This is a genomic window from Aquabacterium soli (assembly GCF_003933735.1).
Classification (GTDB): domain Bacteria; phylum Pseudomonadota; class Gammaproteobacteria; order Burkholderiales; family Burkholderiaceae_C; genus Aquabacterium; species Aquabacterium soli.
This window is the reverse complement of sequence record NZ_RSED01000013.1, coordinates 21,344-46,784: the sequence shown is the minus strand read 5'-3', so window position 1 is coordinate 46,784 and position 25,441 is coordinate 21,344. Positions and strand designations below refer to the sequence as shown.

Here is a 25,441-nt window from a genome sequence, read left to right as displayed (position 1 = left end):
CCAATTCGAACCTCCCTCGCCCCATGAAACTGATCGGCTCCCTCACCAGTCCCTATGTCCGCAAGGTCCGTATCGTGCTGGCCGAGAAAAAACTCGACTACAAGTTCGACCTCGACAACGTGTGGTCGCCCGACACCCACATCAGCGAAGCCAACCCGCTGGGCAAGGTGCCCTGCCTGGTGATGGAAGGCGGCGAGGCCGTGTTCGACTCCCGCGTGATCGTCGAATACGTGGACACGCTGTCGCCCGTCGGCAAGCTGATCCCCCTGAGCGGACGCGAGCGTGTCGAGGTCAAGACCTGGGAAGCGCTGGGCGACGGGCTGCTCGACGCAGCCATCCTCGCCCGCCTGGAGGCCACCTACGACGGGCGCACCGAGGCCCAGCGCAGCCAGGTCTGGATCGACCGCCAGATGGCCAAGGTGCACGCCAGCCTCAAGGCCATGAGCCAGGGCCTGGGCGACCGGCCCTGGTGCACCGGCACGTACCACACGCTGGCCGACATCGCCGTGGGCTGCGCGCTGGGTTACCTGGATTTCCGCTTCGCACACATCCCGTGGCGCAGCGATTACCCCAACCTGGCCCGCCTGCACGACAAGCTTTCGCAGCGCCAGAGCTTCATCGACACGGCACCGCCGGCTGCCTGATCAACTGGCCTGAGGCGCAGCCCTGTCGTCAGGGCGTGAACAGCGAGAAGCTGTCCACCTGCGCGCCCAGCCAGTACTGCTCGAACACCGCCTGCGGCCACGGCTCCTCGCCTCGCTCGGCGGCCAGCAACTGGCCGGGCCTGGCGAAAGGCAGCAGGTTCGACAGGCGCTGCACCTGATGGCGCGACACCCGGTGGACGATGTGCTCCGGCGTGATCTGCCCAGGGTGCATCAGGCCTGCGGCCTGCACCAGCTCTTTCAAGGCATACAAGGTGTTGTCGTGGTAGTGGTAGACCCGCTCGGCCTTGTCGGGCACCACCAGCGCACGCTGGCGCATCGGGTCCTGCGTGGTCACGCCCGTGGGGCAATGGCCGGTGTGGCAGCTCTGCGCCTGGATGCAGCCCAGCGAGAACATGAAGCCCCGCGCCGAATTGCACCAGTCGGCACCCAGCGCCATCATGCGCACGATGTCGAAGGCGCTGATCACCTTGCCAGCGCAGCCGATCTTCACGCGGTGGCGCTCGTTCAGGCCCACCAGTGTGTTGTGCACCAGCAGCAGCCCTTCCTGCAGCGGCGCGCCCACATGGTCGGTGAACTCCAGAGGCGCGGCGCCCGTGCCGCCCTCTGCCCCGTCGACCACGATGAAATCGGGCCACAGGCCGGTCTGGCGCATGGCCTTGACCATGGCGAACCACTCCCAGGGGTGGCCGATGCACAGCTTGATGCCCACCGGCTTGCCGCCTGACAGCTGGCGCAGGCGCTCGATGAAGTGCGCCATCTCCAGCGGGTTCGAAAACGCGCTGTGGCTGGCCGGCGAGATGCAGTCGAGCCCCTCGGGCACGCCGCGCGCCCGCGCGATCTCCGGCGTTACCTTGGGGCCCGGCAACATGCCGCCATGGCCGGGCTTGGCGCCCTGGCTCAGCTTGATCTCGATGAGCTTGACCTGCGCCTCGGCCGCGTTGGCCTGGAAGCGTGCCTCGTCGAAGCCACCCTTCTCGTCACGGCAGCCGAAGTAGCCCGAGCCGATCTCCCAGATCAGGTCACCGCCGGGCTCGCGGTGGTACTGGCTGATGGAGCCTTCACCTGTGTCGTGCGCGAAGCGGCCCTTGGCCGCGCCCTTGTTGAGCGCCAGGATGGCGTTGGCGCTGAGCGCGCCGAAGCTCATGGCCGAGATGTTGAACAGGCTGGCGTCGTAGGGCTGCGTGCACGATGAGCCGCCTTCGCCGATCCGCACGCGGAAATCATGCGAGTCGATGTGCGAGGGCACCAGCGAGTGGCTGAGCCATTCGTAGCCCTGCTCGCCCACGTCCTTCTGCGTGCCGAAGGGGCGCTTGTCTGGCGCGCCCTTGGCCCGCTGGTACACCAGCGAGCGTTGCTGGCGCGAAAACGGTGCCGCCTCGTTGTCGCTTTCGATGAAGTACTGCCGCATCTCTGGCCGGATGAACTCCAGCAGGTAGCGCAGGTGCCCGATCACCGGGTAGTTGCGCAGCACGGAACGCTGCGCCTGGAACAGGTCGCGCACACCCTGCAGCACCAGGAAACCACCCAGCACCGCCAGCCACCAGTAGCCACTCCATGCGGGGTGCCCACTGTAGAGCGCCAGAACCATGCCCAGCGCCCCGAGCAGGCCCGAGAACACCCAGGCCGCATAGCGGATCGGCACATGTTTGTTGAGTCTGAGCAACCACTTCAGCATGCAAGCTCCCTGGGCATCACGGTCGACGTGCCGGACACTGTGGCGGCATTTTCGGATACTAAAAACCTTTTACCTCGGGCGCTTGCTTCAACAAGACGGGCAATACCGCCCATTTCCCGGGCGCCGTGCACTCGGCGTTTGGCGCTACACTCGCAGCACAGCGCCGATTTGTCCGGCTTGCGGGCGCTATAGAAATGCCGCTAAAGGGGGGCACTTGCACACCGGCCCCTGCTTGCGCAGCGTGGCCGGTTTGGTTTGGTGACCGTGACGACACAACAGTCTTCCCTCGGGGTCGTGACCCCGCAAAGCGTGCATTTCGAGACCCCGCTGCCCTTGCGCAGCGGTGCATCCCTGCGTGACTACACGCTCGTCTTCGAGACCTACGGCACACTCAACGCCGACCGCAGCAATGCGGTGCTGGTATGCCATGCCCTGAACGCGTCGCACCACGTGGCCGGCCTGCACGGTGACCTCACCGGCCAGCCCATTCCTCGCAGCGAAGGCTGGTGGGACAACATGATCGGCCCCGGCAAGCCGCTGGACACCGACAAGTTCTTCGTCATCGGCATCAACAACCCTGGCTCTTGCTTCGGCTCCACCGGCCCGATGCACGTCAACCCGGACACTGGACGCATCTATGGCGCCAGCTTCCCGGTGGTCACGGTGGAAGACTGGGTCGATGCCCAGGCCCGCGTGCTCGATGCGATGGGCATCGAGCAACTGGCCGCTGTGCTGGGCGGCAGCCTGGGCGGCATGCAGGCGCTGAGCTGGGCGCTGCAACACCCCCACCGCCTGCGCCACTGCGTGGCCGTGGCCACCGCGCCCAACCTGTCTGCGCAGAACATCGCCTTCAACGAGGTGGCCCGCCGTGCCATCGTCACCGACCCTGATTTCCACGGCGGCCACTTCTACGCCCATGGCGTGGTGCCGCGCCGCGGCCTGCGCGTGGCCCGCATGATCGGCCACATCACCTACCTGTCCGACGACGTGATGGACACCAAGTTCGGCCGTGAACTGGTGGGCCGCGAACTGGGTGAAGCGCCCCACTACAGCACCCAGGAGATCGAGTTCCAGATCGAGAGCTACCTGCGCTACCAGGGCGACAAGTTCAGCGACTACTTCGACGCCAACACCTACCTGCTGATCACGCGCGCCCTCGATTACTTCGACCCAGCCCGCACCTTTGGCGGCAACCTCACGGCGGCCATGGCGCAGGCCGTGGCCAAGTTCCTCGTCATCAGCTTCACCACCGACTGGCGTTTCTCGCCGGCGCGTTCGCACGAGATCGTCAAGGCCCTGCTGGACAACGGCCTCGACGTGGCCTATGCCGAGATCGACGCGCCCCATGGCCACGACGCCTTCCTGCTGGACGACCCGCGCTACATGGGCGTGATGCGGGCCTACTTCGACCGCATCGCGGCCGAGCTGCCTGCGAGCACCCGCACAGTCATCGACGCCACCGCGACGGAGGCCACGCCATGACCGGCCGCCACCAGAACCGCCTGGCCCGCATTGCCGAGCTGGTGCCGCCCCGCGCTCGCGTGCTCGATCTGGGCTGCGGCAACGGCGCCCTGCTGGCCCTGCTGCGCGATCAGCGCCAATGCACCGGCTACGGCATCGAGATCGACGACACGCACGTGCTCGAATGCGTGCAGCGCGGTGTCAACGTCATCCAGCGCAACCTCGAAGACGGCCTGAGCATCTTCGACGACGGCTCCTTCGACGTGGTGCTGCAGCTCGACAGCCTGCAGAACCTGCGCAACACCGAGGCCATGCTGCGCGAAACCGCCCGCGTGGGCCGCATCGGCATCGTCAGCTTTCCCAACTTCGCCCACTGGCCGCACCGCCTGAGCGTGCTGCGCGGCCGCATGCCCGTCAGCAAGAGCCTGCCCTACCAGTGGTACGACACACCCAACATCCGCGTGACCACCTTCAAGGACTTCGACGCGCTGGCCCGCCAGAACGGCCTGCGCGTGCTCGAGTCCTTCGGGCTGGATCCGCAGGGCGATGAAGTGCGCCGCTGGCCCAACCTGCGCGCCAGCACCGCCATCTTCAAGTTCGAAAAAAAGGCCTGACGACCACCGAGGTCGCCAGGCCTTCTCAAGCAGCGCTGAGGCGGCGCTGATCAGAAGCGGTGGCGGATACCGAAAGCCACGGTGTTGCCAGCCTTGTAGCCATCACGGTCGTCGTCGTCACGCATGAAGACGGCGTAGACATCTGTGCGCTTGGACAGGAAGTGGTCGTAGCCCAGCGTCAGGATCTCGTGCTTGGCATCACCCGTCGTGAGTTCCCGGGTCTGCGAGCCGTAGGAGGCCAGCACCTTGCCATCGGCCGACACCGGCACGGACAGGCCCAGTTGGTACAGCTTGGTCTTGACGTTGTCGGTGGCGGCGGTGGTGCCGGTGAAGCCGCTGCCCTTGTACTGGCCATACTGGCCGAACAGCTTCACGGCGCCGAAGTCATAGCTGGCGCCCAACAACCCGAAGGTCTGCTTGGCACCGTCGTTCAGATCGGCCTTCGGCGCTTCTGCCGACTTGGCGACCTGATAACCGAAGCCGATGGCAAAAGGCCCATTGGCGTAACCAGCCATCACACCCGTGCTCGTGCTTTCGGTTTGCGACTCACCCGGCTGCACCTGCACCGCGGCCGTGAAGCCGGACAGGTTGGGCGTGTAATAGGCGATCGAGTTGCTCCAGCCCGAGTCTCCCTTGTCCGGACCCCACTTGCCGTAGGTCAGGCGGATGGTGGGCGAGAAGCCGAAAGAGCCGCCGAAAGGATTGAAGGCCAGGGCCTGCTGATACAGGAAGTTGTCCATGCGGCCGATCACGGCCTTGCCAAAACCACCGGACAAACCCACGTTGGCGGCACGCGCCCAGAACACATCGGTGTTCGAACGGCCCGAGGCGCCTGTGTCCAGACGCATGAAGGACTCGAGCGTGAACAGGGCTTTGAGGCCGCCGCCCAAGTCTTCCGTGCCCTTGAAGCCGATGAAGCTGGTGGTCATCTGGCCGCTTTCGACACGGGTGGTGCTCGAGTTGTCGGCACTGTTGTCCAGACCAGCGTACTGGAAGGACCCGAACGACAGATCAAGAATGCCGTAGGCACTCACGCTGGACTGCGCTTGCGCGACACCGGCAGCACCCAGGGACAGGGCCACAGCGGCGAGCAATTGTTTTTGGGAGACGGACATGAATACTCCTGAAGATCCGAACACTAAAGTGGGGTCATGTGTGCACATGACTGTATACAATTAGCAGGAGTCGTGCCAGTTTGATGCGCCCAAGATCGGTGCAGATGGCAGTCGTTACATAGATCTTGGCATCAGAAAACGAAAAAGGCGCCCGAAGGCGCCTTGGGATTCAGAGCAGCGAGTGCTTAGAACGAGTGGCGAACGCCGACCGCGAAAATGTTGGCGCTGTCGTCATCGATCGCGACGAAGTCGCTGTCGATCTTCTTGTTGCTGAAGGCCACGTAGGCACCAGTGCGCTTGGAGATGGAATGGTCGTAGCCGATGGAGAACTGCTTGAGCTTTTCTTCACCGCTCACGCCAGCGAACTCATTCTTTGTTTCACCGTAGCTGAACAGGAGGTTGCCAGCGGGCGTGACAGGCACGGTCGCACCGATTTGGAAGAACTTAGCCTTGCTGTCTTCGTCACCGGACACCGCATCAAAGGTCTTGATCTGTGCGTATTGACCTTGCAGCTTCAGCACGCCGAAGTCGTAGCTCGCACCCAGACCCCAGTTCTTCTGCCGAGCGATGTAGGCGGTGGAGTTTGTATTGGCACCAGAATTGGTGTACACGGCCATCACGCTCAGGGGACCAGCATTGTAGGCACCCGACACGGCATAGTTGTTCTTGTTGCCCTCGTTACCACCCGAAGATTCCTTCGGAGCGAACTGCAGGGCCGCGGTGAAACCACCCAGATTCGGCGTTTCATAAGTGATGGAGTTCACCCAACCGGTGTCATAGCCGAGGTTGGCATCGGCACCGAAAGCTGTCGGATCCAGCGAGAAACTGTACCAGCTGACCATGGAGGGCGAGAACACCATCGACGAGCCGAAGGGGTTGTACGTGTAGCCCAACGTGAAGAAGGCGTTGTCGTATTGACCCAAAATCACGCGACCGAAACCACCGCTCAGACCGACCCACGAGGCACGGCCCCAGAAACCACCGGCCATGTTGCGCACTTCGCCACCCGTGTCGGTGGCCAGGAAGGATTCCAGGGCGAATTCAGCCTTCAGGCCGCCGCCCAGGTCTTCAGAACCAGCGAAGCCGATGAAACTGGTCATCATGTTGCCGCTGCTCACTTGGGTGCTGCGCTCAGTGGTAATGGCGCCTGCGCCATTGAAAGTGAAGCTTTCATACGAACCAAAGGCGGCGTCCAAGTAACCGTAGATTTTCACTTCGGCTTGGGCAGCAGCGGCCATGGCCATCAGGGCGGCGGCAGCCACGACGTTCTTCTTTGCAAACATGCAGTTCTCCTAGCAAGTGGGATGAAAACTCAGGGGCAACCCTTGGAAAGTTTGGTGGTTGCCGCTGCGCCGATTGTGTGAGCAATCTTTCTGCCAACCCAACCCCCGGGTCACCGGATCGTCACAATTGGGGGGCTGAAAGCCTGATTTCGTTGCTTCAGAACGACAAAACAGCCCATTCTCGTTGTCATCAGGCAACAAAAAAGCGCCCCGAGGGGCGCTTTGGCTGAAACGAAGCCCCGAAGGGCATAGATCAGAATGCGTGGCGGACGCCGACGGCGAAGGAGGTGCCGCGCTCGTCTTCGAAACCGTCGATGTTCGTGCTGTTCACGCCGACGTAGGCCGAAGTGCGCTTGCTGATGCTGTGCTCATAGGCCAGCGACAGGTCTTGCAGCTTCGCGTCGTCCAGTTTGCCTTGCGAGTAGCTCAGCAGAACGGAACCGCTGTTGCTGACGGGGATGCTGGTGCCCAGTTGGAAGAACTTGTACTTGTCGTCAAAGCCTTCGAAGTCACGCTGACCATACTGAGCGAACAGCTTGGCTGCGCCCAGGTCGTAGCTGGCATTCAGCAGCCAGCTCTTGTTGTCAGCAGATTCGGTTCCCAGGGCGATGCTGGTCGCCGTGATGGGGGCATCTTCGTACGTGGCATTCAGGGCCAGGGGGCCGGCGGCGTAGTTCAGGGCGACAGCGTAGCCGTTGTCGATGTCGTCGTTCTCGCTCAGGCGAGCTTGCACGGCGATGGTGAAGCCCGACAGGTTAGGCGACGTGTAGGTGATGCTGTTTTGCCAGTTGGAACCCAGACCCGACAGCGAGATATCGGTGCCAGCGACGGCCAAGGCAGCGTTGATGGTGCTGATCGGGCCGTTGGTGAAGCCGAAGCTGGAGGTGCTGAACATGGCGGAGTCAGCGCGGAACGGGTTGAAGGCATCGTTGGCCAGGAACACCAGGTTGCGGGCATTGCCCAGAGCCACCGTACCGAAGTCGCCGGTCAGGCCGACCACGCTGGTGCGACCCCAGAAGTTACCGTCTTGCGAGCCCGTGTCGACGTTGATGCCGCTTTCCAGCACGAAGAAGGCCTTCAGACCACCGCCCAGATCTTCTTGGCCCTTGAAGCCGATAAAGCTCTGACGCAGCGAGCCGGACTCGACAGCGGTCACAGCATCGTCGTCGCCCAGCAGGCTGGGCTCTTCGAAACGGCCGAACGACACGTCCAGGTTGCCGTAGATCGACACTTGCGATTGGGCTTGAGCAGCGAAAGCAGCCAGCAGAGCGGCGGCGGCAACAGCGGTTTTCTTCGAGAACATTTGCTATCTCTCCTAGTGGGGAATGATTTCGTATGTCTGGATTGTGACAACGTGATTCGCAAGTCCTGACCGAAACTCCGACGACCCCCCCCTTTGTGGGGCATCAACGCACCGTTTGTGTTCCTTATTTGAGACAAGTTGGTGCGTTTTCACAACAAATGTCCGAAATCAACCCCTCAGGACTTCCAGCAAGGCATCGCCGTAAGCCTGCAACTTCTTGGCACCCACGCCCGTGATGCCCCCCAGTTCGCCCAGCGACTGAGGCCCGAGTTGTGCCATTTCAGCCAAGGTGGCGTCGTGGAACACCACATAGGCCGGCAGGTTGTGCTCCTTCGCCACACCAGCCCGCCATGCCTTGAGGGCCTCAAAGCGCTCCCGCGCGCCTTCGTCCAGGTGGGCAGGCGCGCTGGAGGCGCTCTTGCCACCCTTGCGGGTCGTTTTACCTGAGCGCTTGGGCGCATCGCGCGCTTCCCTCAACACCAGCGTCACCTCGCCCTTGAGCACGGCGCGGGCGCTGTCGGTCAATGTGAGGGTGTTGAACTCGCCCTCGGCCACCACATGGCCCAGGGCCACCAGCTGGCGCAGCACGGCGCGCCAGTGCTGCTCGCTCAGGTCGGCGCCGATGCCGAAGGTGCTGAGCTTGTCGTGGCCATACTGGCTGACCTTGTCGGTGTGCTTGCCGCGCAGCACGTCGATCAGGTGGCCCGCGCCGAAGCGCTGGCGCCCATGCTGCCAGAAGCGGTAGATGCCGCTGAGCATCTTGCGGGCGGCCTCGGTGCCATCCCAGGTGGCCGGTGGGTTGAGGCAGTTGTCGCAGTTGCCACAGGGCTGGCTCTGTTCACCGAAATAGTCCAGCAGGCGCACGCGGCGGCAGTCGTGGGCCTCGGCCAGCGCCAGCAATGCGTCGAGCTTCTTGCGCTGCACCTGCTTGAAATCTTCATGCGCGGGGCTGTCGTCGATCAGGCGGCGCTGCTGCACCACGTCGGCCAGGCCGTAGGTGAGCCAGGCCTCGGCGTCCTGGCCGTCGCGGCCGGCACGGCCGGTCTCCTGGTAGTAGCCTTCGATGTTCTTGGGCAGGTCCAGGTGGGCCACGAAGCGCACGTCGGGCTTGTCGATGCCCATGCCGAAGGCGATGGTGGCGACCATGACGATGCCGTCTTCACGCAGGAAGCGGTCTTGATGGCGCTGGCGCACGCCTGAATCCAGGCCCGCGTGGTACGGCAAGGCGTTGACGCCCTGCTGAGACAGCCACTCGGCCGTTTCTTCGACCTTGCGGCGCGACTGGCAGTAGACGACACCGGCCTCGCCCTCGTGTTCATCGCGGATGAAGCGCAGCAGCTGGGCGCGGGGGTTGTCCTTCTCGACCAGGCTGTAGCGGATATTGGGCCGGTCGAAGCTGCTGATGAACAGGCGAGCATCCTGCAGTTGCAGGCGCTCGATGATGTCGGCGCGGGTGTGCTCGTCGGCCGTGGCGGTGAGCGCGATGCGGGGCACCTCGGGGTAGCGCTCGTGCAGCACGCTCAGGCCCAGGTAGTCTTCGCGGAAATCATGGCCCCACTGGCTGACGCAATGGGCTTCGTCGATGGCGAAGAGGCTGAGCAGGCCACGCTCGTTGAGCGAATCGAGCTGCGCCAGGAAGCGCGGCGTGGTCAGGCGCTCGGGCGCGGCGTAGAGCATCACGAGCTGCCCGGACATCATCATCCGCTCGATGCGCTGGACATCATCGAACTGCAGGGTGCTGTTGAGGAAAGCGGATTCCACGCCGACCTCGTCGAGCGCGCCGACCTGGTCGTGCATCAGCGCGATCAGAGGCGAGACGACGATGGTGACACCTTTGCCTGCCCGATGGCGCGCGATGGCCGGCACCTGGTAACACAGGCTCTTGCCGCCACCCGTGGGCATGAGCACCAGGGCATCGCTGCCGCCGGCCACGTGGTCGACGATGGTCTGCTGCTGGCCGCGGAAGGCCGGGTAGCCGAACACCTCGTTCAGGATCTCCAGGGGTGTGCTTGTCGGCATGGTCGGTCGCGGGAGCAGGTGGATACAGGATCGCGTGAGCGCGGAAGGCCGGATTGTCCGCGCTTTCCGCGGGACGGGGGCGGCGCGCCCCGGGTTTTCCCGTTCACCCCTCGGAGGCCCTCGCCGGAGGGTGGCAGGCCACCGCGCCGCGGCGATAATGGCGAGGCTTAACCAACGCAAGCTTATTTAACCAACCGACATAGGAATCTCAGGCCATGGCCTCGATCAACAAAGTCATCATCATCGGCAACCTGGGCCGCGACCCCGAAGTGCGCTACACCCCCTCGGGTGCTGCTGTCTGCAATGTGTCCGTGGCCACCACGCGCAATTGGAAAGACAAGAACAGCGGCGACAAGGTCGAGGAAACCGAATGGCACCGCGTGGTGTTCTACGACCGCCTGGCCGAAATCGCCGGCGAGTACCTCAAGAAGGGCCGCTCGGTCTACGTCGAAGGCCGACTGAAGACCCGCAAGTGGCAGGACAAGGACGGCAAGGACACCTACACCACCGAGATCGTGGCTGAGAACATGCAGCTGCTGGGAGGCCGTGAAGGTGGCGGTAACTACGGCGGTGGCAACGCGGGTGGCGATGAAGGCTTCAGCCGCGAACCGGCAGAGAACAGCCGTCCGGCAGCCCGCCCGGCAGCTGCCTCGCGTCCGGCGCCTGCACCGGCACCTGCGGCTTCGAAGTCGTCCACCGGTTTCGACGACATGGATGACGACATCCCGTTCTGAGCCGCGACGAATCTCTACGGATGCGGCTTGGTCGCCGCGTCGGTTCACGCCCCGTTCAAGGTTCGCCTTGCCGGGGCTTTTTCACGCCCTTCAGTGATTCATCAACATAACAATTCACCTATAATATTTAGCAAGCTAACTAATTTAATGAGCCGGCACCATGACCAAGCCCACCCCACAGGCCTTGCGAATGTCCTTCGCCATTGCGCTGCCGCCTCTGCACCGGGCCTACCGCGCCGCGGCGGACAAGGCGGTGGCACACGTCGGCCTGTCTCAGGCATTGGCCTGGCCGATGGTGTTTCTGGGCCGCCTGGGCGGCGATGTGCGCCCCGGCGTGCTGGCCGACGCACTGGGCATTGAAGCACCTTCCATCGCGCGCTCGGTGGAGCAGTTGCTCGAGAGCGGCCTGGCCGAGCGCCGTGACGACCCACAGGACCGCCGCGCCAAGATCCTGAACCTCACCCCTGCCGGGCACGCAGCACGCGACCAGATCGAGGCCGCCCTGGACCAGATGCGCGACAGCGTGTTCGACGGCATCTCCGACAAGGATCTGGCCACCTGCCTGCGCGTGTTTGCCACCATCGGCCAGCGCGTGGGTTGCGCGATGCCGGTGGTGCCCGGCCTGCAGGGCGATGACGAGATCCCGTCGTCGACAGGCTCATGAAGCTGCCCGCCCTGCCCCGCTTCAGCCAGGCTGAGATGCTGTTCTCGGCCAAGAGCTTCACCTCGTCGATGATGGCCATCACCATCGCCCAGTGGGCCGGCCTGCCGCGCCCCTTCTGGGCGATGATGACGGCCTACATCGTGGCCAACCCGCTGGCCGGCGCCGTGCGCTCCAAGGCCGTGTTCCGCTTCTGCGGCACGCTGCTCGGCTGCACCGCCACCTTGCTGATGGTGCCGGCCCTGTCGAGCGCACCAGAGCTGCTGGCGATCGCGCTGGCCTTGTGGGTGGCCGTGTGCCTGTACGTGTCGCTGCTCGACCGCACACCCCGCGCCTACGTCTTCATGCTGGCCGGCTACACCGCCGCACTGATCGGCTTCCCGTCGGTCGAGACACCGCTGCTGCTGTTCGACACTGCCTCGGCCCGGGTCGAAGAGATCCTGATCGGCATCACCTGCGCCACGCTGATCCACAGCATCGTGTTGCCCACGGGCATGGCCGCGCCCGTGTTGGGCCTGCTGGACCGCACGATGCGTGATGCGCGCCAGTGGTTCACCGACCTGATGCGCGGCCCTGCCGCGACGGCACCAGCAGGTGCCCCGCTGCAGACCGACCGCCAGCGCCTGGCCACCGACATCACGCAGCTGCGCATGCTGTCCACGCACGTGCCCTTCGACACCACGCACCTGCGCCTGACCGCCTCCACCTTGCACGCGATGCAGAACCAGATGGCCTCGCTCACCTCGGTGTTCTCGGCCGTGGAAGACCGCCTGCGTGCCTTGCAGGATGCCGATGGCGCACTGCCCCAGGATGTGCAGGTGGTTCTGAACCGCATGCAGCAATGGCTGGACGCCAGCACCGATGCGCACCTGACGCACGGCAATGACACGACGGACCTGCTGGCCACCATCGATGCCCTTGGCCACGACGGCACCAGCATCGAAGATTCACCTTGGGCGCACGCACTGCGGCTGGCCCTGGCCGCCCGATTGACCGCGCTGGTGCAAGGCTGGCAGGCCTGCCTGGGCCTGCGCCACGATGTGAACGTGGGCCTGGACGGCACACTCGTGTCCGCCCGTGGCCCCGACCGCACCGTGCCCGTGATGCACCTGGACCGCGGCATGGCCGTGCTCTCGGCAGCAGCCGCCTTCATCGCCATCGGCCTGGTCTGCGGCTTCTGGATGCTCACCGAGTGGCCCATGGGCTCGGTGGCCGCGATGATGTGCGCCATCCTGTGCTGCTTCTTCGCCACCATGGATGACCCGGTGCCGGCCATCCACCTGTTCCTGACCTTCACAGCCTGGTCCCTGCCGATCGCCGCCGTGTACGTGCTGGTGCTGATGCCGCTGGTGCAGGATCCGATCACGCTGGCCCTGGTGTGCGCGCCGGTGTTCCTGGTGATGGGCTGCTTCATGGCGCGCCCGGCCACAGGCCTGCAGGGCATGGCACTGCTGCTGGGCGTGGCCGGCGCACTGTCCGGACACGACACGGCCACCGGTGATTTCGTCAGCTTCATCAACAGCTCGGCCGCACAACTGATGGGCATCGTGGTGGCTGCGCGCACGACCAAGCTGCTGCGCTCGGTGGGTGCCGACTGGATGGCCCGGCGCATCCAGCGCAGCACCTGGCGCGAGCTGGGCGAACTGGCCTCGGGCCGTGCCGATGCGGCACATGCACAAGGCTACGCCGCACGCACACTGGACCGCATCGGCCTGCTGGCCCCGCGCATCGCCCAGGCGTCTGCAGCACCCACCGACGCCACCGGCAGCACCCACGACGATGCCGCCGCCCGCGATGCGCTGCGCGATCTTCGCGTCGGCGCCGACCTGGTCACGCTGCAGACCTGCCGCGACAGGCTGCCCCCACAGGCCACCGTCGCCGTGAACCGATTGCTCACCGATGTGAGCAGCTTCTTCCGCCAGCGCGGCGCGGGGCGTGCCGTCCCACGACCGGCCTCGATGCTGGCCCCGCTCGACACGGCCCTGATGTCCGTGCTGTCCGACGAGGCCAAGGCCATCGACCCGGGCGCCCGCCGCCAGGCCGTCTCAGCCTTGGTGGGCCTGCGGCGCGTGCTGTTCCCACAAGCCACGCCACCTTCGATCATCCTTGCCCAACAGGAGCGCGCCACATGATCGGCGAAGCCAGTTTCTACGGTCTGTACATCCCCTGGCTGGGCCTGCTCGCGCTGGCAGCCCTGCTGGGCCTGTGGGGCGTTCGCCGCGCCCTGGCCGCCCTCGGCGTGTACCGCTGGGTGTGGCACCCGGCGCTGTTCGATCTGGCGCTGTACGCCTTGCTGCTCTATGGCTTGAGCGCCCTCAGCCCCTACTTGCGAGTCTTGTCATGAACACCCTGGCCTCCCCCGACAGCTGGACGCGGCGCACCGTGCGCGTCCTGATCACCCTGCTCACCGTCGCCGCCGCCTGCTGGGCCGCCCTGCGCCTGTGGGACCACTACGAACTCTCGCCCTGGACGCGTGATGGCCGCGTCAAGGCCAACGTGGTGCAGATCGCGCCGGACGTGTCCGGCCTGGTCACCGCGGTGCCCATCCACGACAACCAGGCCGTGCGCGCCGGCACGCTGCTGTTCGAGGTGGACACGGCTCGGTACCAGTTGGCAGAGCGGCAGGCCCAGGCGGCACTGGCCGCACAGCGCACCGTGCTGTCGCAGGCCCTGCGCGAAGACGCCCGCAACGCCGGCCTGGGCACGCTGGTGTCGACCGAATCAAGGGAGCAGACCCGCAGCCGCGTCGACCAGGCCCGCGCCTCCGTGGCCCAGGCCGAGGTGGCGCTGAGCTCGGCCCAGCTGAACCTGCAGCGCGCTGGCGTGCGTGCCCCGGTGGACGGCCTGATCACCAACCTGGATCTGCGCGAAGGCGGCTACGCCACGGCCGGCCACCCCGCACTGGCGCTGGTGGACAGCCAGTCCTTCTACGTCGAGGGCTACTTCGAAGAAACCAAGCTGCCACGCATCCATGTGGGTGAGCGCGTGCGGGTGGTCCCGATGGGCGCTTCGGCCGCGCTGGATGGCACCATCGAGAGCATCGCCGCCGGCATCGCCGACCGCGACCGATCCACCAGCACCAACCTGCTGCCCAGCGTGAACCCAACGTTCAACTGGGTGCGGCTGGCGCAGCGCATCCCCGTGCGGGTGAAGCTGGCACCGCTGCCCGAGAACGTGCACCTGGTGGCTGGTCAGACGGTGACGGTGGAGGTGGTGGGCTCTGCCGCGGCCGGTGCGGCTGCGACCACCAAGACCGCATCGCCCCAGGCCACGGTGACCAAGCCTTTGGCCAGCAAGGGGTGAGCGCCATGACCCGCCACACGACCATCCACACGCGATCAAGCCTGGCCAGCGCCGCACCCGCCGCGTTGCTGGCAGCCACCTTGCTGGCTACACTGGCGGGTTGCGGCACCACACCGGTCGGCCCGAACTACCAAACGCCATCGACTGCGGTGCTCAACAGCCCGGCCGCCTCGGCGCCCTTCCTGTCGGCCGCTGAACAAGCCACGGCCAGCACTGCCCCGGGTGCCAGACCCCAGGCACTGTTCTCCAGCCAGCCGCTGCCTGCCCACTGGTGGCGCCTGTACCAGGATCCGCAACTCGACCGCCTGATCGACCAGGCCCTGGCCCACAACACCGATCTGCGCCAGGCTGTCGCGAACCTCGAACGTGTACAGGCCCAGCAAGCAGAAGTGGACGACAACCGCCGCCCGCATCTCAGCGTCAACGGCGGCCCCAGCTACGGCCATGTGTCGGGCTTGTCGGTGCTGAAACCCGGCACCGTGCCGACGACCCGCTTCAGCTACAGCGCGGGGGCGTCGCTCTCCTACCAGGTAGATGCCACCGGCCAGATCCGCCGTGCCATCGAGGCCGCCCAGGCCAGCACCGAGGCGGCCCAGGCCGCGCTGGACCTCGCACGCGTGCACGTGGCGGCCAGCACTGCGCGGGCCTATGCCGGCGTGTGCGCCAGTGGCCTGCGCCTGCAGACCGCCAACACCTCGGTGCGCCTGCAGCAGGAGGCCTTGCAGGTGTCCGAGCGGCTGCAGCGCGCCGGCCGCGTCGGCATCATCGACACGGCCCGTGCCCAAGGACAGCTCGACCAGTTGCGGGCCACGCTGCCCTCACTGCAGGCCCAGCGCCAGAGCGAGCTGTTCCAGCTGGCCACGCTGATGGGCGTGCCCCCGCGCGATTTCCCGGCCGATGTGGCCGCCTGCACCACCCCGCCCCGCATGACCAGCGTGCTACCAGTGGGCGACGGCGCCGCGCTGCTCAAGCGCCGCCCGGACGTGCGCCAGGCCGAGCGCGAACTGGCCGCTGCAACCGCCCGCATCGGCGTGGCCGTGGGCGATCTGTATCCCAAAATCACGCTGGGCCTGTCGGCCGCCTCGGCCGGCCCCGCCGCCGATTTTGGCCGGCGCGACACCTTCAGCTGGAGCCTGGGGCCGCTGATCTCGTGGAGCATCCCCAACACCAGTGCGGCTCAGGCACGCATCGACCAGGCCGAGGCCAGCACCCGTGGTGCACTGGCGCGCTTCGACGGCACCGTGCTCACGGCCTTGCGCGAAACCGAGACGGCACTGGACGCCTATGCGCATGAGCTGGACCGGCGCGCCTCGCTGCAGGCCGCACGCGATGCCGCCGCCACCGTGGCCCAGCAGGCACGCCGCCTCTACCAGGGCGGCAAGACCGGCTACCTGGAAGCCCTGGACGCCGAGCGCTCGCTGGCCACCAGCGAAGCGGCCCTGGCCGGCTCGCAGGCCCAACTGGCCGACGACCAGGTGAACCTGTTCCTGGCGCTGGGCGGCGGCTGGGAGCCCGAGGGCGCCGCCACCGCGGCGCGCTGAAACATCCAAAGAAAAAGCCGCCCGGTCCGTTGAAGGACCAGGGCGGCCACATGACACCCGAGAGTGTCTCCCTCACCACTCGCGGTTCGGGCCGTGCCCTGAAACCGTCATTTTTGCTCCCCCTGAGCAAGGCCTTTTTGTCCGTTCTGCGTGACAAGCCCCTTTGGTTCCCCCATTTTAGGACTCCACCCGATCACAACGCGCATATATGCGCGCTTATCATCAAGTAGCCGCAAACACACCCCAAAGGGGGTATGCGCAAAAACCACGGGGCCCCAAGAGGCCGCGACAACAGGGACCTGCGATGACCAGTTTTTCAACTGCCGATGAGGACGACGACAGCCCCGTCGACCCATCGGACGAGGGTGCGCACAGCCTGGTGGCCCAGCGCCTGCGCCAGGCCCTGAACGGCCAGGGCGTGGCACCACGCCAGCAGGCCGCCTGGGTGGCCCGCCTGTGCAACATCTCCGTCAGCCAGGCTCGGCGCAAGTTGCAGGGGGCCGGCTGGCTGTTCGAAGAGGTGCAGACCCTGGCCCAGCACCACGCCCTGTCGCTGGACGACCTGGCGCGCCATGACACCACCAGCACCGGACCTGGTGCCCCCATGGCCCACGGCGAGCTGCTCCTCGAAGGTGGCCACTCCCCTTGCCAGGTTCAGATCGGCCACCTGCTGGCCCCGCGCGAGCAGGACCGCACCCCGCTGCAGGCCGTGCGCGAAGGCGAGCGGTGGCTTGTCGGTTCGGCCCCTGCCCTGCGGCGCCTGCACCCGCACGCACCGCGCTATGCGGTGCAGCGCCTGTTGCTCATACCCACGCCCCCCCGCGCGCCCTTGAGGGTGGCCGTGGTTGATGACGACCTGATGGCCGCCGAAAGCCTGTGCGACTGGTTCGACGACGCGGGGGGCAAGGGCCAGGCCTTTGCCACGGCAGACACCCTGCTGGCCGCGGATCTTCAGCAGTTCGACGCCTATGTGGTGGACTACATCCTCGCCGCCGGCCAGAGCAGCGAAGCCCTGATCCGCCACTTGCGCAGCCAGTGCCCGCAGGCCCCCATCGTGCTGCTGACAGGCCGCCTGCGCGACGGCACCGCCTCGGAAGATTCGCTGACTGCGCTGATGCGCTCGCTCAAGGTCATGTTCTTCGAAAAGCCGGTGCGGCCCGCCGTGCTGGCCACGGCCCTGCTCAACAGCCTGGACCGCCACCACGGCGCCACCGCATGAGCGAGTGGCGCGGGCTGCCGTCGGTCGACCCGCTGCAGCGCCCGATGCTGCTCAAGGCCGTGCCCCTGGTGGCGCTGGTGGTGCTGGCCCTGTGGCTGCTGGAGTCGCCCCACCTGCTGGTCGGCCGCTGGGACCGCATCGGCATGCCGATGGTGTCCAGCGTGCTGCTGCTGGCCACCTGGGCCATGCACCGCCGGCCGGCCTGGTCCACCCCGGCGATGCTGTGCGTGCTCGCTGCCAGCGCCCTGTACCTGCAGGGCATCGTCTTCCTGAACCTGTTCGCGCCCAGCCCCAACCATGTTTACTCGCTGCTGTCGACGGCGCAGTTCATGCCGCTGTTCTACCTGGCCGCCTTTGCCGGCTTCCATCGCGGCGCGCCCTTGCTGTGCTGGCTGCAGTACGGGCTGCTGGTGCTGCAACTGGGCGCCAGCATGCTCTTTCCACCAGCGAACGAGCCCACGCTGCTGATGCAGGCCAAGGCCGGCATCCTGCTGGGCCAGCCCACCTTCATCCTGGTGCTGACCTTCATGGTTCGGCTGCGGCGCGAGCTGGCCAAGCAAGAACGCGAGCACCACCAGGGCAAGGAGCGCCTGCTGGCCATGCTCTCGCACGACATCCGAGGACCGCTGCAGACCATGCTGACCTCGGTGGATCTGCTGGCGGCCAAGGCGCAGGACGCCGCCTCGGTGCGCGCCGTGCAGCGCCTGGAGGCCGTGGCCGGCCAGCTCGACCGCCACCTGCGTGACCTGATCGCCTTCAACCAGCTCGACAGCCCCGACTTCAGCATCGAGCACCGCCGTTACGACCTGGTGGCGCTGGTGGCGGCGTGCTGCGCGCAGCATGAACCCCAGGCTCAGCATCAGGGCCTGGCATGGACGACGCCGCCCTCGACCATGCCCGACGACAGCAATTTCCCGCCCACCTGGCACCACGCCCAGGGCGACCCCGACCGCGTGCGCCAGGTGCTGGACAACCTGCTGCTCAACGCGCTGAAGTACACGCCCTCGGGCGGCATCACCGTGTCCTTGCAGCAGGAGCCGGCCCGGCCCGGCTGGGCCCGCATCGACGTGCGCGACACCGGCCCGGGCATCAACGCCGAACAACAGGCGCACATCTTCCAGCCCTTCGTGAGACTGGACGACGCCCGCCGCGCCGGCCAGGACGGCAGCGGCCTGGGCCTGGCCATCGCCGCGCGCCTGACCGAGCGGCTGGGGGGCGAGATCCAGGTGGACAGTATCCCGGGCCAAGGCAGCCTGTTCTCCTTGTGGCTGCCGCTAGACTGTGGGCCATGAGCCGCACCCTACTTCCCGCCCCCACCGCCCCGTTCCAGCCCGCCGCCCTGGGCACCCCGCTGAGCCCGAGCGCCACCAAGGTGATGCTGCTGGGCTCGGGCGAGCTGGGCAAGGAAGTGCTGATCGCGCTGCAGCGCCTGGGTGTGGAGACCATCGCGGTCGACCGCTACGACAGCGCCCCCGGCCAGCACGTGGCCCACCACGCGCGCACCATCACCATGAGCGATCCGGCCCAGTTGCGCGCCCTGATCGAGGCCGAGCAACCGCTGCTGGTAGTGCCCGAGATCGAGGCCATCGCCACGCCCGAGCTGGAGGCGCTCGAAGCCGAAGGCCGCGTGCGCGTCGTGCCCACCGCCCGCGCCGCGCGCCTCACGATGGACCGTGAAGGCATTCGCCGCCTGGCCGCCGAAACCCTGGGCCTGCCCACCAGCCCCTATGTGTTCGCCGATTCGCTGGCCGAGCTGCAGGGCGCCATCGACGGCACGGATGGCCGCCCCGCCATCGGCTATCCCTGCATCGTCAAGCCGGTGATGAGCTCATCCGGCAAGGGCCAGAGCAAGCTCAACGGCCCGGACGATGTGGCCAAGGCCTGGGATTACGCCATGGCCGGTGGCCGTGTCAGCCACGGCCGCGTCATCGTCGAAGGCTTCATCGATTTCGACTACGAGATCACCCAGCTCACCGTGCGTGCGCTGGATGCCAACGGGCAGATCACCACGCACTTCTGCGAGCCCATCGGCCACGTGCAGGTTCAGGGTGACTATGTGGAGAGCTGGCAGCCCTGCCGCATGGCGCCCCAGGCCCTGCAACGCGCCCGCGAGATCTCCAAGGCCGTGACCGATGACCTGGGTGGCCAGGGTCTGTTCGGCGTCGAGCTGTTCGTGAAGGGTGATGAGGTGTGGTTCAGCGAGGTCAGCCCGCGCCCGCACGACACCGGCCTGGTCACGCTGTCCACCCAGGTGCAGAGCGAGTTCGAGCTGCACGCCCGCGCCATCCTGGGCCTGCCGGTGGACACCTCGCTGCGCTCACCGGGCGCCTCGGCCGTGATCTATGGCGGCGTGGAAGCGACGGGCATCGTGTTCGAAGGCGTGGCCGACGCCCTGCGTGTGCCCGGTGCCGATGTGCGCCTGTTCGGCAAGCCCGAGAGCTTTGCGCGGCGCCGCATGGGCGTGGCCCTGGCCGTCGATGCCGACATCGACGTGGCACGTGCCCGCGCCAAGGAAGCGGCCGGCAAGGTGCGCCCGCGCCAGGCTTGAACGTGACCTCGCTCAGGAGCCGCGCGCGGCTTCCTGGCCCTGCCGCACGCTGCGGTCCGCGCTCTCACCCATCGCCTTCAGGCTGTTGATGAAGGCCGAGTTCACCGGCCCGGCGCATTGCACCAGCGCCGGGATGTCCAGCAGCTCGATGTCGGCATAGCGCACCGCGATCACGCCCTGCTCTGCCAGCTGCTTCAAGGCGCGATTGATGGTCTGGCGCGACACGCCCATCATGCGCGCCAGGTACTCCTGCGGCAGGCGGAGGTGGCGCTTGAAGGACATGGGGTAGTTCATCGCGAAGTTGGTGGACGTCATCAGCAACCGCCGCGCCAGCTTCTGCTCCAGCGCCAGCGTGGCGTTGTCTTCCATCATCACCACCAGCAGGCGCAGCTTGAGACAGGCCAGGCGGGCCACGTCGCGCCAATGCTGCGGGTGCTTGTTCAACCACGGCTCCAGCGATGCGCGTGAGGCCACCAGCACACTGCTGGCGCCATCGGCCACCGCATCCTGACTGCGCGGCAGCTGGTCAATCAGCGAGATCTCTCCGAACCACTGGTAGGGCTCGACATACAGGCTCAGCAGGTGGGATTCGTCGTCCGGATTGAAGGACCCGACCTTGAGCGCCCCGGACAACACGCAGCACAGGGCTTCGTCGTCATCGCCCCTCGCGAAGAGCCGGTCACCGCTGCGCAGGTGCACCACGCGGGACCGATCGACCAGGGCCTCCTGGAACTCGGGGCTGCAGGATGCGAACCACACGTGCGAGCGCAGGGCGGGGATCAGGTGCAGCGGGGACAACTCAGGGGCTCGGCTCATGGGCCTTTCATGGTGCAGGGGCCACTCGGCCCGTGCAACCGCTCAAAAAGAAGGGGCGGGCTATGGGAAAACCCTGGGATATTTAATACAATTGTCTGTATTCGTACAGTTTTTTAAGCGGTACGGGTATAGCATCAAACGATCCCCAATCATTTGCGGTTTACCCCGGTTCATCCATGAGCAAGACACCTGTTCACCCTGGCGCCATTCTGCGGACCCAGTTCATGGAGCGCTACAGCCTGTCGGCCAGCGCCCTGGCGATCCGCCTGCATGTGCCGGCGCCTCGCGTCAACGACATCGTGCGTGAGCGTCGCGGCATCAGCCCCGACTCGGCCCTGCGCCTGGCCCGCTTCTTCCGCACCACCGCCCAGTACTGGATGGACCTGCAGACCGCCTACGACCTGTCCCTGGCCCAAGCCCTGGCTGGCGAGCAGATCGTCCGCGAAGTGCTGCCCGTGGCCGCCGACGCCAACGAGCCTGCCATCGCCGCCTGATCTTCCAGGCGCTTGAGCCGCGGCGCCAGCCGGCACCGCGCTCACCCCCTCACTGAAACGCCACCTCGGCAAAGCTGCGCAGCTTGCGGCTGTGCAGCTGTTCCGTGCGGTTGTGGCGCAGCCTTTCGATGGCCCTCAGGCCGATGCGCAGGTGCTGGTCCACCCGCTCGCGGTAGAAGGTGTTGGCCATGCCCGGCAGCTTGATCTCGCCGTGCAGCGGCTTGTCGCTCACGCACAGCAAGGTGCCGTACGGCACGCGGAACCGGAAGCCGTTGGCCGCGATGGTCGCGCTTTCCATGTCCAGCGCCACCGCCCGGCTCTGGCTGAAACGCCGCTCCGGCTCGCGGTGCGGCATCAATTCCCAGTTGCGGTTGTCGGTCGACGCCACCGTGCCCGTGCGCATGATGCGCTTGAGCTCGTAGCCCTGCAGCTGCGTCACATCCTCCACCGCGCCTTCCAGCGCCAGCTGGATTTCCGCCAGCGGCGGGATCGGCACCCACAGCGGCAGGTCTTCGTCGAGCACGTGGTCTTCACGCACATAGCCGTGGGCCAGCACGTAATCGCCCAGTTGCTGCGAGGTGCGCAGGCCGGCGCAATGGCCCAGCATGATCCACGCGAGCGGCCGCAGCACGGCGATGTGGTCGGTGATGGTCTTCGCGTTGGACGGGCCCACGCCGATGTTGACCATGGTGATGCCGCTGCGGTCACGGCGCACCAGGTGGTAGGCCGGCATCTGCGGCAGGCGCGGCGGCACGGCCCCCAGCGCATCGAAGGCCTCGGCCGGCACACCCACGCGGCGCGTCAGCACATTGCCCGGCTCGACGAAGGCGATGCAGTCGTCGTCGTCGCGCGGGTTGGCCGGGTCCGGCGGCGTCTGCATCAGCGTGTGCGAGAGCTGCACGAACTGGTCGATGTAGAACTGGTAATTCGTGAACAGCACGAAGTTCTGGAAGTGCTCGGGCGAGGTGCCGGTGTAATGGCGCAGCCGGTGCAATGAATAGTCCACACGCGGCGCCGTGAACAGCGCCAGCGGCTTAGACGCACCGGCCTTGACGTTGTGCGTGCCGTTGGCGATGCCATCGTCCATCGAGGCCAGATCGGGCAGGTCGAACAGGTCGCTGAGCATCACGCGGCGCTCGGGCGTCAAGCTGCCTTCGATGTAGTCGTTGTCGGCCAGCGAGAAGTGCACCGGGATGGGCTCGCTGCTCAGGCCCACTTCGAGCGTGACGTTGTGGTTGTTGAGCAGCAGGCTGAACTGTTCGCGGTAGTAGTCCTCGAACAGGTCCGGGCGCGTGAGGGTGGTCTCGTAGGTGCCCGGGCCGGCCACGAAGCCATAGGACAGCCGCGAATCCGCGCGCGCCACCGTGTCGGTGTGGATGCGCACGAAGGGGTACTTGGCGCGCACGGGCTCGTCGAAGTGCTCTCCGGCCACGAAGCGCTTGAGCGCCTCGCGCAGGTAGGCGATCTGCCCGTTGTACAGCGCCAGCACCTGGTCGTAGGCCGCCTGCGCGTTGTCGAAACGTTGCGAGGCGCTCTTGGGCGCCTCCTTGAAACCTGCACTCATTCGGGCTTTCCGGGGCGTCTGTTGATGGCCCATTGTCCACCCGGCGCGCGCCCCGCGCCACCGACATCCATGCGAGCCATGGCGGTGTCCGCGGGTTTGTAGCCAATGCCCGACACGCGCGCCCGCCAGGTTCCTGCGGAATGATTCCCATCTCGTGCAATATGCCCGCCCTTGGCGCCCGCAGGGAGGATGACAAACGGCGCGGTTTGCGCTGAAATGGCAGAACGCTGTCTCACGGTGTTGACGCCCGGTCGTTTCGGGCAGCGTGCCCCGGCCAGGCTTGAAGGCCGCCCGTCTCAAGGCGCTCGGCCGACACCCCCATTACAGACCCAGGTGGATGTGAAGTGATGTTGTCGTGATGAGCGGGCGCCCCTCCATCAGGAGGGGCCGCCACGCCGCACCGTCATCAGGGCGCTGACGCGACCCCCGCAGGATCGGCCATGAAGGCAATGCGGTGCAGTTCGGCCTTCTGCAGCAAGCCCAGCACTTCGGCAACGCGCCCATACGGCACTGCCCGGTCGGCCTTGAGGTGCACCTCCGTGTCGCCGCCTTTCAGTGGTGCCAGCCGTTGCTCGAAAGCTTCCGCGCTCAGAACCTCGTCATCGACAAGCAACTCACCCGAGGCGGTCAGCGCGATGCGCATGGCCTTGGGATCGGGCTCCTGGGGCTTCGTGCCTTCGGTCTTGGGCAGGTCCAGCTTCAGGCTGGAGGTGAGCAGGGGCGCGGTGAGCATGAAGATCACCAGCAGCACCAGCATGACGTCGATCAAGGGCGTCATGTTGATCTCGCTCATGGGCTGGGAGCCGCGGGGCCGCTCCAGGCGTCCGAAGGCCATGGCGGCGACGCCTTACTCGTCCAGCGCCGGGCGGTCGCGCCGGCTGCCGAGCAGGGTTTCGCGCAGATCGTGGGCGAAGCCTTCCAGATCGGCCTCGCAGGACGACACCAGCAGGCCGAACACGTTGTAGGCCAGCACGGCCGGAATGGCCACGGCCAGGCCGACGGCCGTCATGATCAGGGCCTCGCCCACCGGGCCGGCCACCTTGTCGAGCGTGGCAGCACCCTCGGCGCTGATGGCCATCATGGCGTGGTAGATGCCCCAGACCGTGCCCAGCAGGCCGACGAAGGGCGCCACGGCACCGACCGAGGCCAGCAGCACCTGACCGGCGCGCAGGCGGGCCAGCACGCGGTGCAGGCTGTCGCGCAGGGCACGTGTCAGGCGCGCCTCGGGGTCGGAGTTTGCGGCGATGGAGCCGGACACCGGCGGCTGCGCCGCGGCATCGACCAGGGGCAGCAGCACGCGTTCGCGGTCATTGCCCAGCAGTTGCGCGCGCGCAGCGCCCATGTCGGCCGCGTCCCAGAAGCGGATCATGCCGGCGGTGAGGTCGCGCCGGGCGCGGGACAGCACCCAGCCCTTCCAGACGATGGCCACCCAGGACGACACCGACATCACGAACAGCAGCAAGGCCACTGCCCGCGACACCACGTCGCCCTGCGTCCACAGGTGCTGCAAACCGTCCATGGAACTGCGGCCCCTTGGCTCAGCGCAGGCCGAGCACGTCGTCCATGCCGAACAGGCCGTGGGGCTGGTGCGCCAGGAAGCGCACCGCCCGCAGGCTGCCTTGCGCATAGGTGGCCCGGCTGGACGATTTGTGCGTGATCTCGATGCGCTCGCCGATGCCGGCGAACAGCACGGTGTGGTCGCCCACCACATCGCCACCGCGGATGGTGGCGAAGCCGATGGTGCTCGGGTCGCGTTCACCGGTCACGCCTTCGCGGCCGTACACGGCGCAGTCCTTCAGGTCACGGCCCAGGGCCTCGGCCACCACCTCGCCCATCTTGAGCGCGGTGCCGCTGGGCGCATCGACCTTGTGGCGGTGGTGGGCCTCGATGATTTCGATGTCGTAGCCCTGGTTCAGGGCCTTGGCAGCCTGGCGCAGCAGGGTCAGCACCACGTTCACGCCCACGGCCATGTTGGGCGCCATCATGATGGCGATGTCGCGCGAGGCGGCTTCGATCTCGGCCTTCTGCTCATCGGTGAAACCGGTGGTGCCGATGATCAGCTTGATGCCGTGCTCACGGCAGTGGCGCAGGTGCGCCATGGTGCCTTCAGGCCGCGTGAAATCGATCAGGAACTGGGCGTTGGCCAGGCCCTGCCCCAGATCGGAAGCGATGGCCACGCCGCTGCTTTGCCCCAGGAAGGCGGTGGCATCCAGGCCCACGGCCGGGCTGCCGGGCACATCCAGTGCGCCGGCCAATGTGCAGTCGGGCGCGGCCAGCACGGCCTCGACCAGCATGCGGCCCATGCGGCCGGAGGCGCCTGCGATGCCCACGCGGTAAGCGGTGTCAGGGGTGTCGGAGTTCAGCGTGTTGGGCACGGTCGGCCTCGTCTTGGTGTCATGTGTCTGATGTGTCCGGGATCAGGGCGG

Annotated in this window: 23 protein-coding genes; 13 read left to right on the top strand and 10 right to left on the bottom strand. The window is 66.6% G+C overall.

From position 1 onward, the window contains the following. Positions 1-23 precede the first annotated feature (23 nt). Positions 24-644 (top strand): glutathione S-transferase N-terminal domain-containing protein, encoded by a 621-nt coding sequence (locus EIP75_RS16315; protein ID WP_125244343.1) that lies wholly within the window; start codon positions 24-26, stop codon positions 642-644. Positions 645-672: 28 nt separating this feature from the next. On the opposite strand, the gene EIP75_RS16310 is transcribed toward EIP75_RS16315, so the two are convergent. Then, entirely contained in the window at positions 673-2,340 is a 1,668-nt protein-coding gene (locus tag EIP75_RS16310; RefSeq protein ID WP_125244342.1) for an FMN-binding glutamate synthase family protein, read from the bottom strand. A 264-nt stretch (positions 2,341-2,604) separates the two neighbouring features. Between EIP75_RS16310 and metX the strand changes: the two genes are divergently transcribed. Both metX and metW read left to right on the top strand, forming a co-directional pair. Continuing rightward, positions 2,605-3,822: a homoserine O-succinyltransferase MetX gene (metX, locus tag EIP75_RS16305; protein ID WP_125244341.1), complete on the top strand. Its 1,218-nt coding sequence runs from the start codon at positions 2,605-2,607 to the stop codon at positions 3,820-3,822. Beyond that, the gene (gene metW, locus EIP75_RS16300) at positions 3,819-4,415 is read left to right on the top strand and encodes a methionine biosynthesis protein MetW (protein WP_125244340.1); all 597 of its coding nucleotides are present in this window, start codon (positions 3,819-3,821) and stop codon (positions 4,413-4,415) included. The genes metX and metW overlap by 4 nt, the downstream gene beginning before the upstream one ends. 50 nt (positions 4,416-4,465) lie before the next feature. On the opposite strand, the gene EIP75_RS16295 is transcribed toward metW, so the two are convergent. From EIP75_RS16295 to recQ, 4 genes are all read right to left on the bottom strand, one after another. Further along, positions 4,466-5,530, bottom strand: coding sequence for a porin (locus EIP75_RS16295; RefSeq protein ID WP_158622878.1), 1,065 nt, complete (start codon positions 5,528-5,530; stop codon positions 4,466-4,468). Between the two features lie 185 nt (positions 5,531-5,715). Continuing rightward, positions 5,716-6,813 carry a porin gene (locus EIP75_RS16290; RefSeq protein WP_125244338.1) on the bottom strand — a complete coding sequence of 366 codons (1,098 nt, stop codon included), beginning with the start codon at positions 6,811-6,813 and terminating at the stop codon, positions 5,716-5,718. 253 nt (positions 6,814-7,066) lie between these two features. Beyond that, entirely contained in the window at positions 7,067-8,116 is a 1,050-nt protein-coding gene (locus EIP75_RS16285) for a porin (protein ID WP_125244337.1), read from the bottom strand. 168 nt (positions 8,117-8,284) lie between these two features. Further along, positions 8,285-10,135 carry a DNA helicase RecQ gene (recQ, locus tag EIP75_RS16280; protein ID WP_125244336.1) on the bottom strand — a complete coding sequence of 617 codons (1,851 nt, stop codon included), beginning with the start codon at positions 10,133-10,135 and terminating at the stop codon, positions 8,285-8,287. 215 nt (positions 10,136-10,350) lie between these two features. Here recQ and ssb point away from each other — a divergent pair, with 215 nt between their 5' ends. The 9 genes from ssb to purT all read left to right on the top strand — a co-directional run bounded on the left by ssb (position 10,351) and on the right by purT (position 20,141). After that, on the top strand, positions 10,351-10,869 hold the full coding sequence (ssb, locus tag EIP75_RS16275) for a single-stranded DNA-binding protein (protein WP_125244335.1): 519 nt from the start codon (positions 10,351-10,353) through the stop codon (positions 10,867-10,869). Between the two features lie 160 nt (positions 10,870-11,029). Next, positions 11,030-11,533, top strand: coding sequence for a MarR family winged helix-turn-helix transcriptional regulator (locus EIP75_RS16270; RefSeq protein ID WP_233584912.1), 504 nt, complete (start codon positions 11,030-11,032; stop codon positions 11,531-11,533). Continuing rightward, positions 11,530-13,662, top strand: coding sequence for an FUSC family protein (locus EIP75_RS16265; RefSeq protein WP_125244334.1), 2,133 nt, complete (start codon positions 11,530-11,532; stop codon positions 13,660-13,662). Before EIP75_RS16270 ends, EIP75_RS16265 begins: the two co-directional genes overlap by 4 nt. Beyond that, positions 13,659-13,874 (top strand): DUF1656 domain-containing protein, encoded by a 216-nt coding sequence (locus EIP75_RS16260; protein ID WP_125244333.1) that lies wholly within the window; start codon positions 13,659-13,661, stop codon positions 13,872-13,874. Before EIP75_RS16265 ends, EIP75_RS16260 begins: the two co-directional genes overlap by 4 nt. Then, positions 13,871-14,833, top strand: coding sequence for an efflux RND transporter periplasmic adaptor subunit (locus EIP75_RS16255; protein WP_125244332.1), 963 nt, complete (start codon positions 13,871-13,873; stop codon positions 14,831-14,833). Before EIP75_RS16260 ends, EIP75_RS16255 begins: the two co-directional genes overlap by 4 nt. 5 nt (positions 14,834-14,838) lie before the next feature. Beyond that, entirely contained in the window at positions 14,839-16,374 is a 1,536-nt protein-coding gene (locus EIP75_RS16250; RefSeq protein WP_125244331.1) for an efflux transporter outer membrane subunit, read from the top strand. A gap of 304 nt (positions 16,375-16,678) precedes the next feature. Next, entirely contained in the window at positions 16,679-17,593 is a 915-nt protein-coding gene (locus EIP75_RS16245) for a helix-turn-helix domain-containing protein (RefSeq protein WP_158622877.1), read from the top strand. Further along, entirely contained in the window at positions 17,590-18,885 is a 1,296-nt protein-coding gene (locus EIP75_RS16240) for a sensor histidine kinase (protein WP_125244329.1), read from the top strand. Before EIP75_RS16245 ends, EIP75_RS16240 begins: the two co-directional genes overlap by 4 nt. Then, positions 18,882-20,141: a formate-dependent phosphoribosylglycinamide formyltransferase gene (gene purT, locus EIP75_RS16235; RefSeq protein ID WP_125244328.1), complete on the top strand. Its 1,260-nt coding sequence runs from the start codon at positions 18,882-18,884 to the stop codon at positions 20,139-20,141. The genes EIP75_RS16240 and purT overlap by 4 nt, the downstream gene beginning before the upstream one ends. Positions 20,142-20,153: 12 nt before the next feature. On the opposite strand, the gene EIP75_RS16230 is transcribed toward purT, so the two are convergent. Next, the gene (locus EIP75_RS16230) at positions 20,154-20,957 is read right to left on the bottom strand and encodes a Crp/Fnr family transcriptional regulator (protein ID WP_125244327.1); all 804 of its coding nucleotides are present in this window, start codon (positions 20,955-20,957) and stop codon (positions 20,154-20,156) included. A gap of 176 nt (positions 20,958-21,133) precedes the next feature. On the opposite strand from EIP75_RS16230, the gene EIP75_RS16225 reads away from it, so the two are divergent. Then, positions 21,134-21,451: a HigA family addiction module antitoxin gene (locus tag EIP75_RS16225; RefSeq protein ID WP_125244326.1), complete on the top strand. Its 318-nt coding sequence runs from the start codon at positions 21,134-21,136 to the stop codon at positions 21,449-21,451. Between the two features lie 49 nt (positions 21,452-21,500). Here EIP75_RS16225 and EIP75_RS16220 read toward each other — a convergent pair whose 3' ends face one another. The 4 genes from EIP75_RS16220 to dapB all read right to left on the bottom strand — a co-directional run bounded on the left by EIP75_RS16220 (position 21,501) and on the right by dapB (position 25,390). Further along, positions 21,501-23,015, bottom strand: a complete 1,515-nt coding sequence (locus EIP75_RS16220) for an AMP nucleosidase (RefSeq protein WP_125244325.1) — start codon at positions 23,013-23,015, stop codon at positions 21,501-21,503. A 406-nt stretch (positions 23,016-23,421) separates the two neighbouring features. Then, a complete protein-coding gene (locus EIP75_RS16215) occupies positions 23,422-23,850 on the bottom strand; it encodes an ExbD/TolR family protein (protein ID WP_125244324.1) in 429 nt (142 codons plus the stop codon). 12 nt (positions 23,851-23,862) lie between these two features. After that, positions 23,863-24,534: a MotA/TolQ/ExbB proton channel family protein gene (locus tag EIP75_RS16210; protein WP_125244323.1), complete on the bottom strand. Its 672-nt coding sequence runs from the start codon at positions 24,532-24,534 to the stop codon at positions 23,863-23,865. Positions 24,535-24,553: 19 nt separating this feature from the next. Further along, positions 24,554-25,390, bottom strand: coding sequence for a 4-hydroxy-tetrahydrodipicolinate reductase (gene dapB / locus EIP75_RS16205; RefSeq protein ID WP_274379818.1), 837 nt, complete (start codon positions 25,388-25,390; stop codon positions 24,554-24,556). Positions 25,391-25,441 lie beyond the last annotated feature (51 nt).

Excerpts from the sequence above, each read along its gene's own strand:
- EIP75_RS16315 (WP_125244343.1), top strand. The coding sequence starts at position 24 with ATGAAACTGATCGGCTCCCTCACCAGTCCCTATGTCCGCAAGGTCCGT.
- EIP75_RS16310 (WP_125244342.1), bottom strand. The coding sequence starts at position 2,340 with ATGCTGAAGTGGTTGCTCAGACTCAACAAACATGTGCCGATCCGCTAT.
- metW (WP_125244340.1), top strand. The coding sequence starts at position 3,819 with ATGACCGGCCGCCACCAGAACCGCCTGGCCCGCATTGCCGAGCTGGTG.
- EIP75_RS16295 (WP_158622878.1), bottom strand. The coding sequence starts at position 5,530 with ATGTCCGTCTCCCAAAAACAATTGCTCGCCGCTGTGGCCCTGTCCCTG.
- EIP75_RS16290 (WP_125244338.1), bottom strand. The coding sequence starts at position 6,813 with ATGTTTGCAAAGAAGAACGTCGTGGCTGCCGCCGCCCTGATGGCCATG.
- EIP75_RS16285 (WP_125244337.1), bottom strand. The coding sequence starts at position 8,116 with ATGTTCTCGAAGAAAACCGCTGTTGCCGCCGCCGCTCTGCTGGCTGCT.
- recQ (WP_125244336.1), bottom strand. The coding sequence starts at position 10,135 with ATGCCGACAAGCACACCCCTGGAGATCCTGAACGAGGTGTTCGGCTAC.
- ssb (WP_125244335.1), top strand. The coding sequence starts at position 10,351 with ATGGCCTCGATCAACAAAGTCATCATCATCGGCAACCTGGGCCGCGAC.
- EIP75_RS16270 (WP_233584912.1), top strand. The coding sequence starts at position 11,030 with ATGACCAAGCCCACCCCACAGGCCTTGCGAATGTCCTTCGCCATTGCG.
- EIP75_RS16265 (WP_125244334.1), top strand. The coding sequence starts at position 11,530 with ATGAAGCTGCCCGCCCTGCCCCGCTTCAGCCAGGCTGAGATGCTGTTC.
- EIP75_RS16260 (WP_125244333.1), top strand. The coding sequence starts at position 13,659 with ATGATCGGCGAAGCCAGTTTCTACGGTCTGTACATCCCCTGGCTGGGC.
- EIP75_RS16255 (WP_125244332.1), top strand. The coding sequence starts at position 13,871 with ATGAACACCCTGGCCTCCCCCGACAGCTGGACGCGGCGCACCGTGCGC.
- EIP75_RS16250 (WP_125244331.1), top strand. The coding sequence starts at position 14,839 with ATGACCCGCCACACGACCATCCACACGCGATCAAGCCTGGCCAGCGCC.
- EIP75_RS16245 (WP_158622877.1), top strand. The coding sequence starts at position 16,679 with ATGACCAGTTTTTCAACTGCCGATGAGGACGACGACAGCCCCGTCGAC.
- EIP75_RS16240 (WP_125244329.1), top strand. The coding sequence starts at position 17,590 with ATGAGCGAGTGGCGCGGGCTGCCGTCGGTCGACCCGCTGCAGCGCCCG.
- purT (WP_125244328.1), top strand. The coding sequence starts at position 18,882 with ATGAGCCGCACCCTACTTCCCGCCCCCACCGCCCCGTTCCAGCCCGCC.
- EIP75_RS16230 (WP_125244327.1), bottom strand. The coding sequence starts at position 20,957 with ATGAGCCGAGCCCCTGAGTTGTCCCCGCTGCACCTGATCCCCGCCCTG.
- EIP75_RS16225 (WP_125244326.1), top strand. The coding sequence starts at position 21,134 with ATGAGCAAGACACCTGTTCACCCTGGCGCCATTCTGCGGACCCAGTTC.
- EIP75_RS16220 (WP_125244325.1), bottom strand. The coding sequence starts at position 23,015 with ATGAGTGCAGGTTTCAAGGAGGCGCCCAAGAGCGCCTCGCAACGTTTC.
- EIP75_RS16215 (WP_125244324.1), bottom strand. The coding sequence starts at position 23,850 with ATGGCCTTCGGACGCCTGGAGCGGCCCCGCGGCTCCCAGCCCATGAGC.
- EIP75_RS16210 (WP_125244323.1), bottom strand. The coding sequence starts at position 24,534 with ATGGACGGTTTGCAGCACCTGTGGACGCAGGGCGACGTGGTGTCGCGG.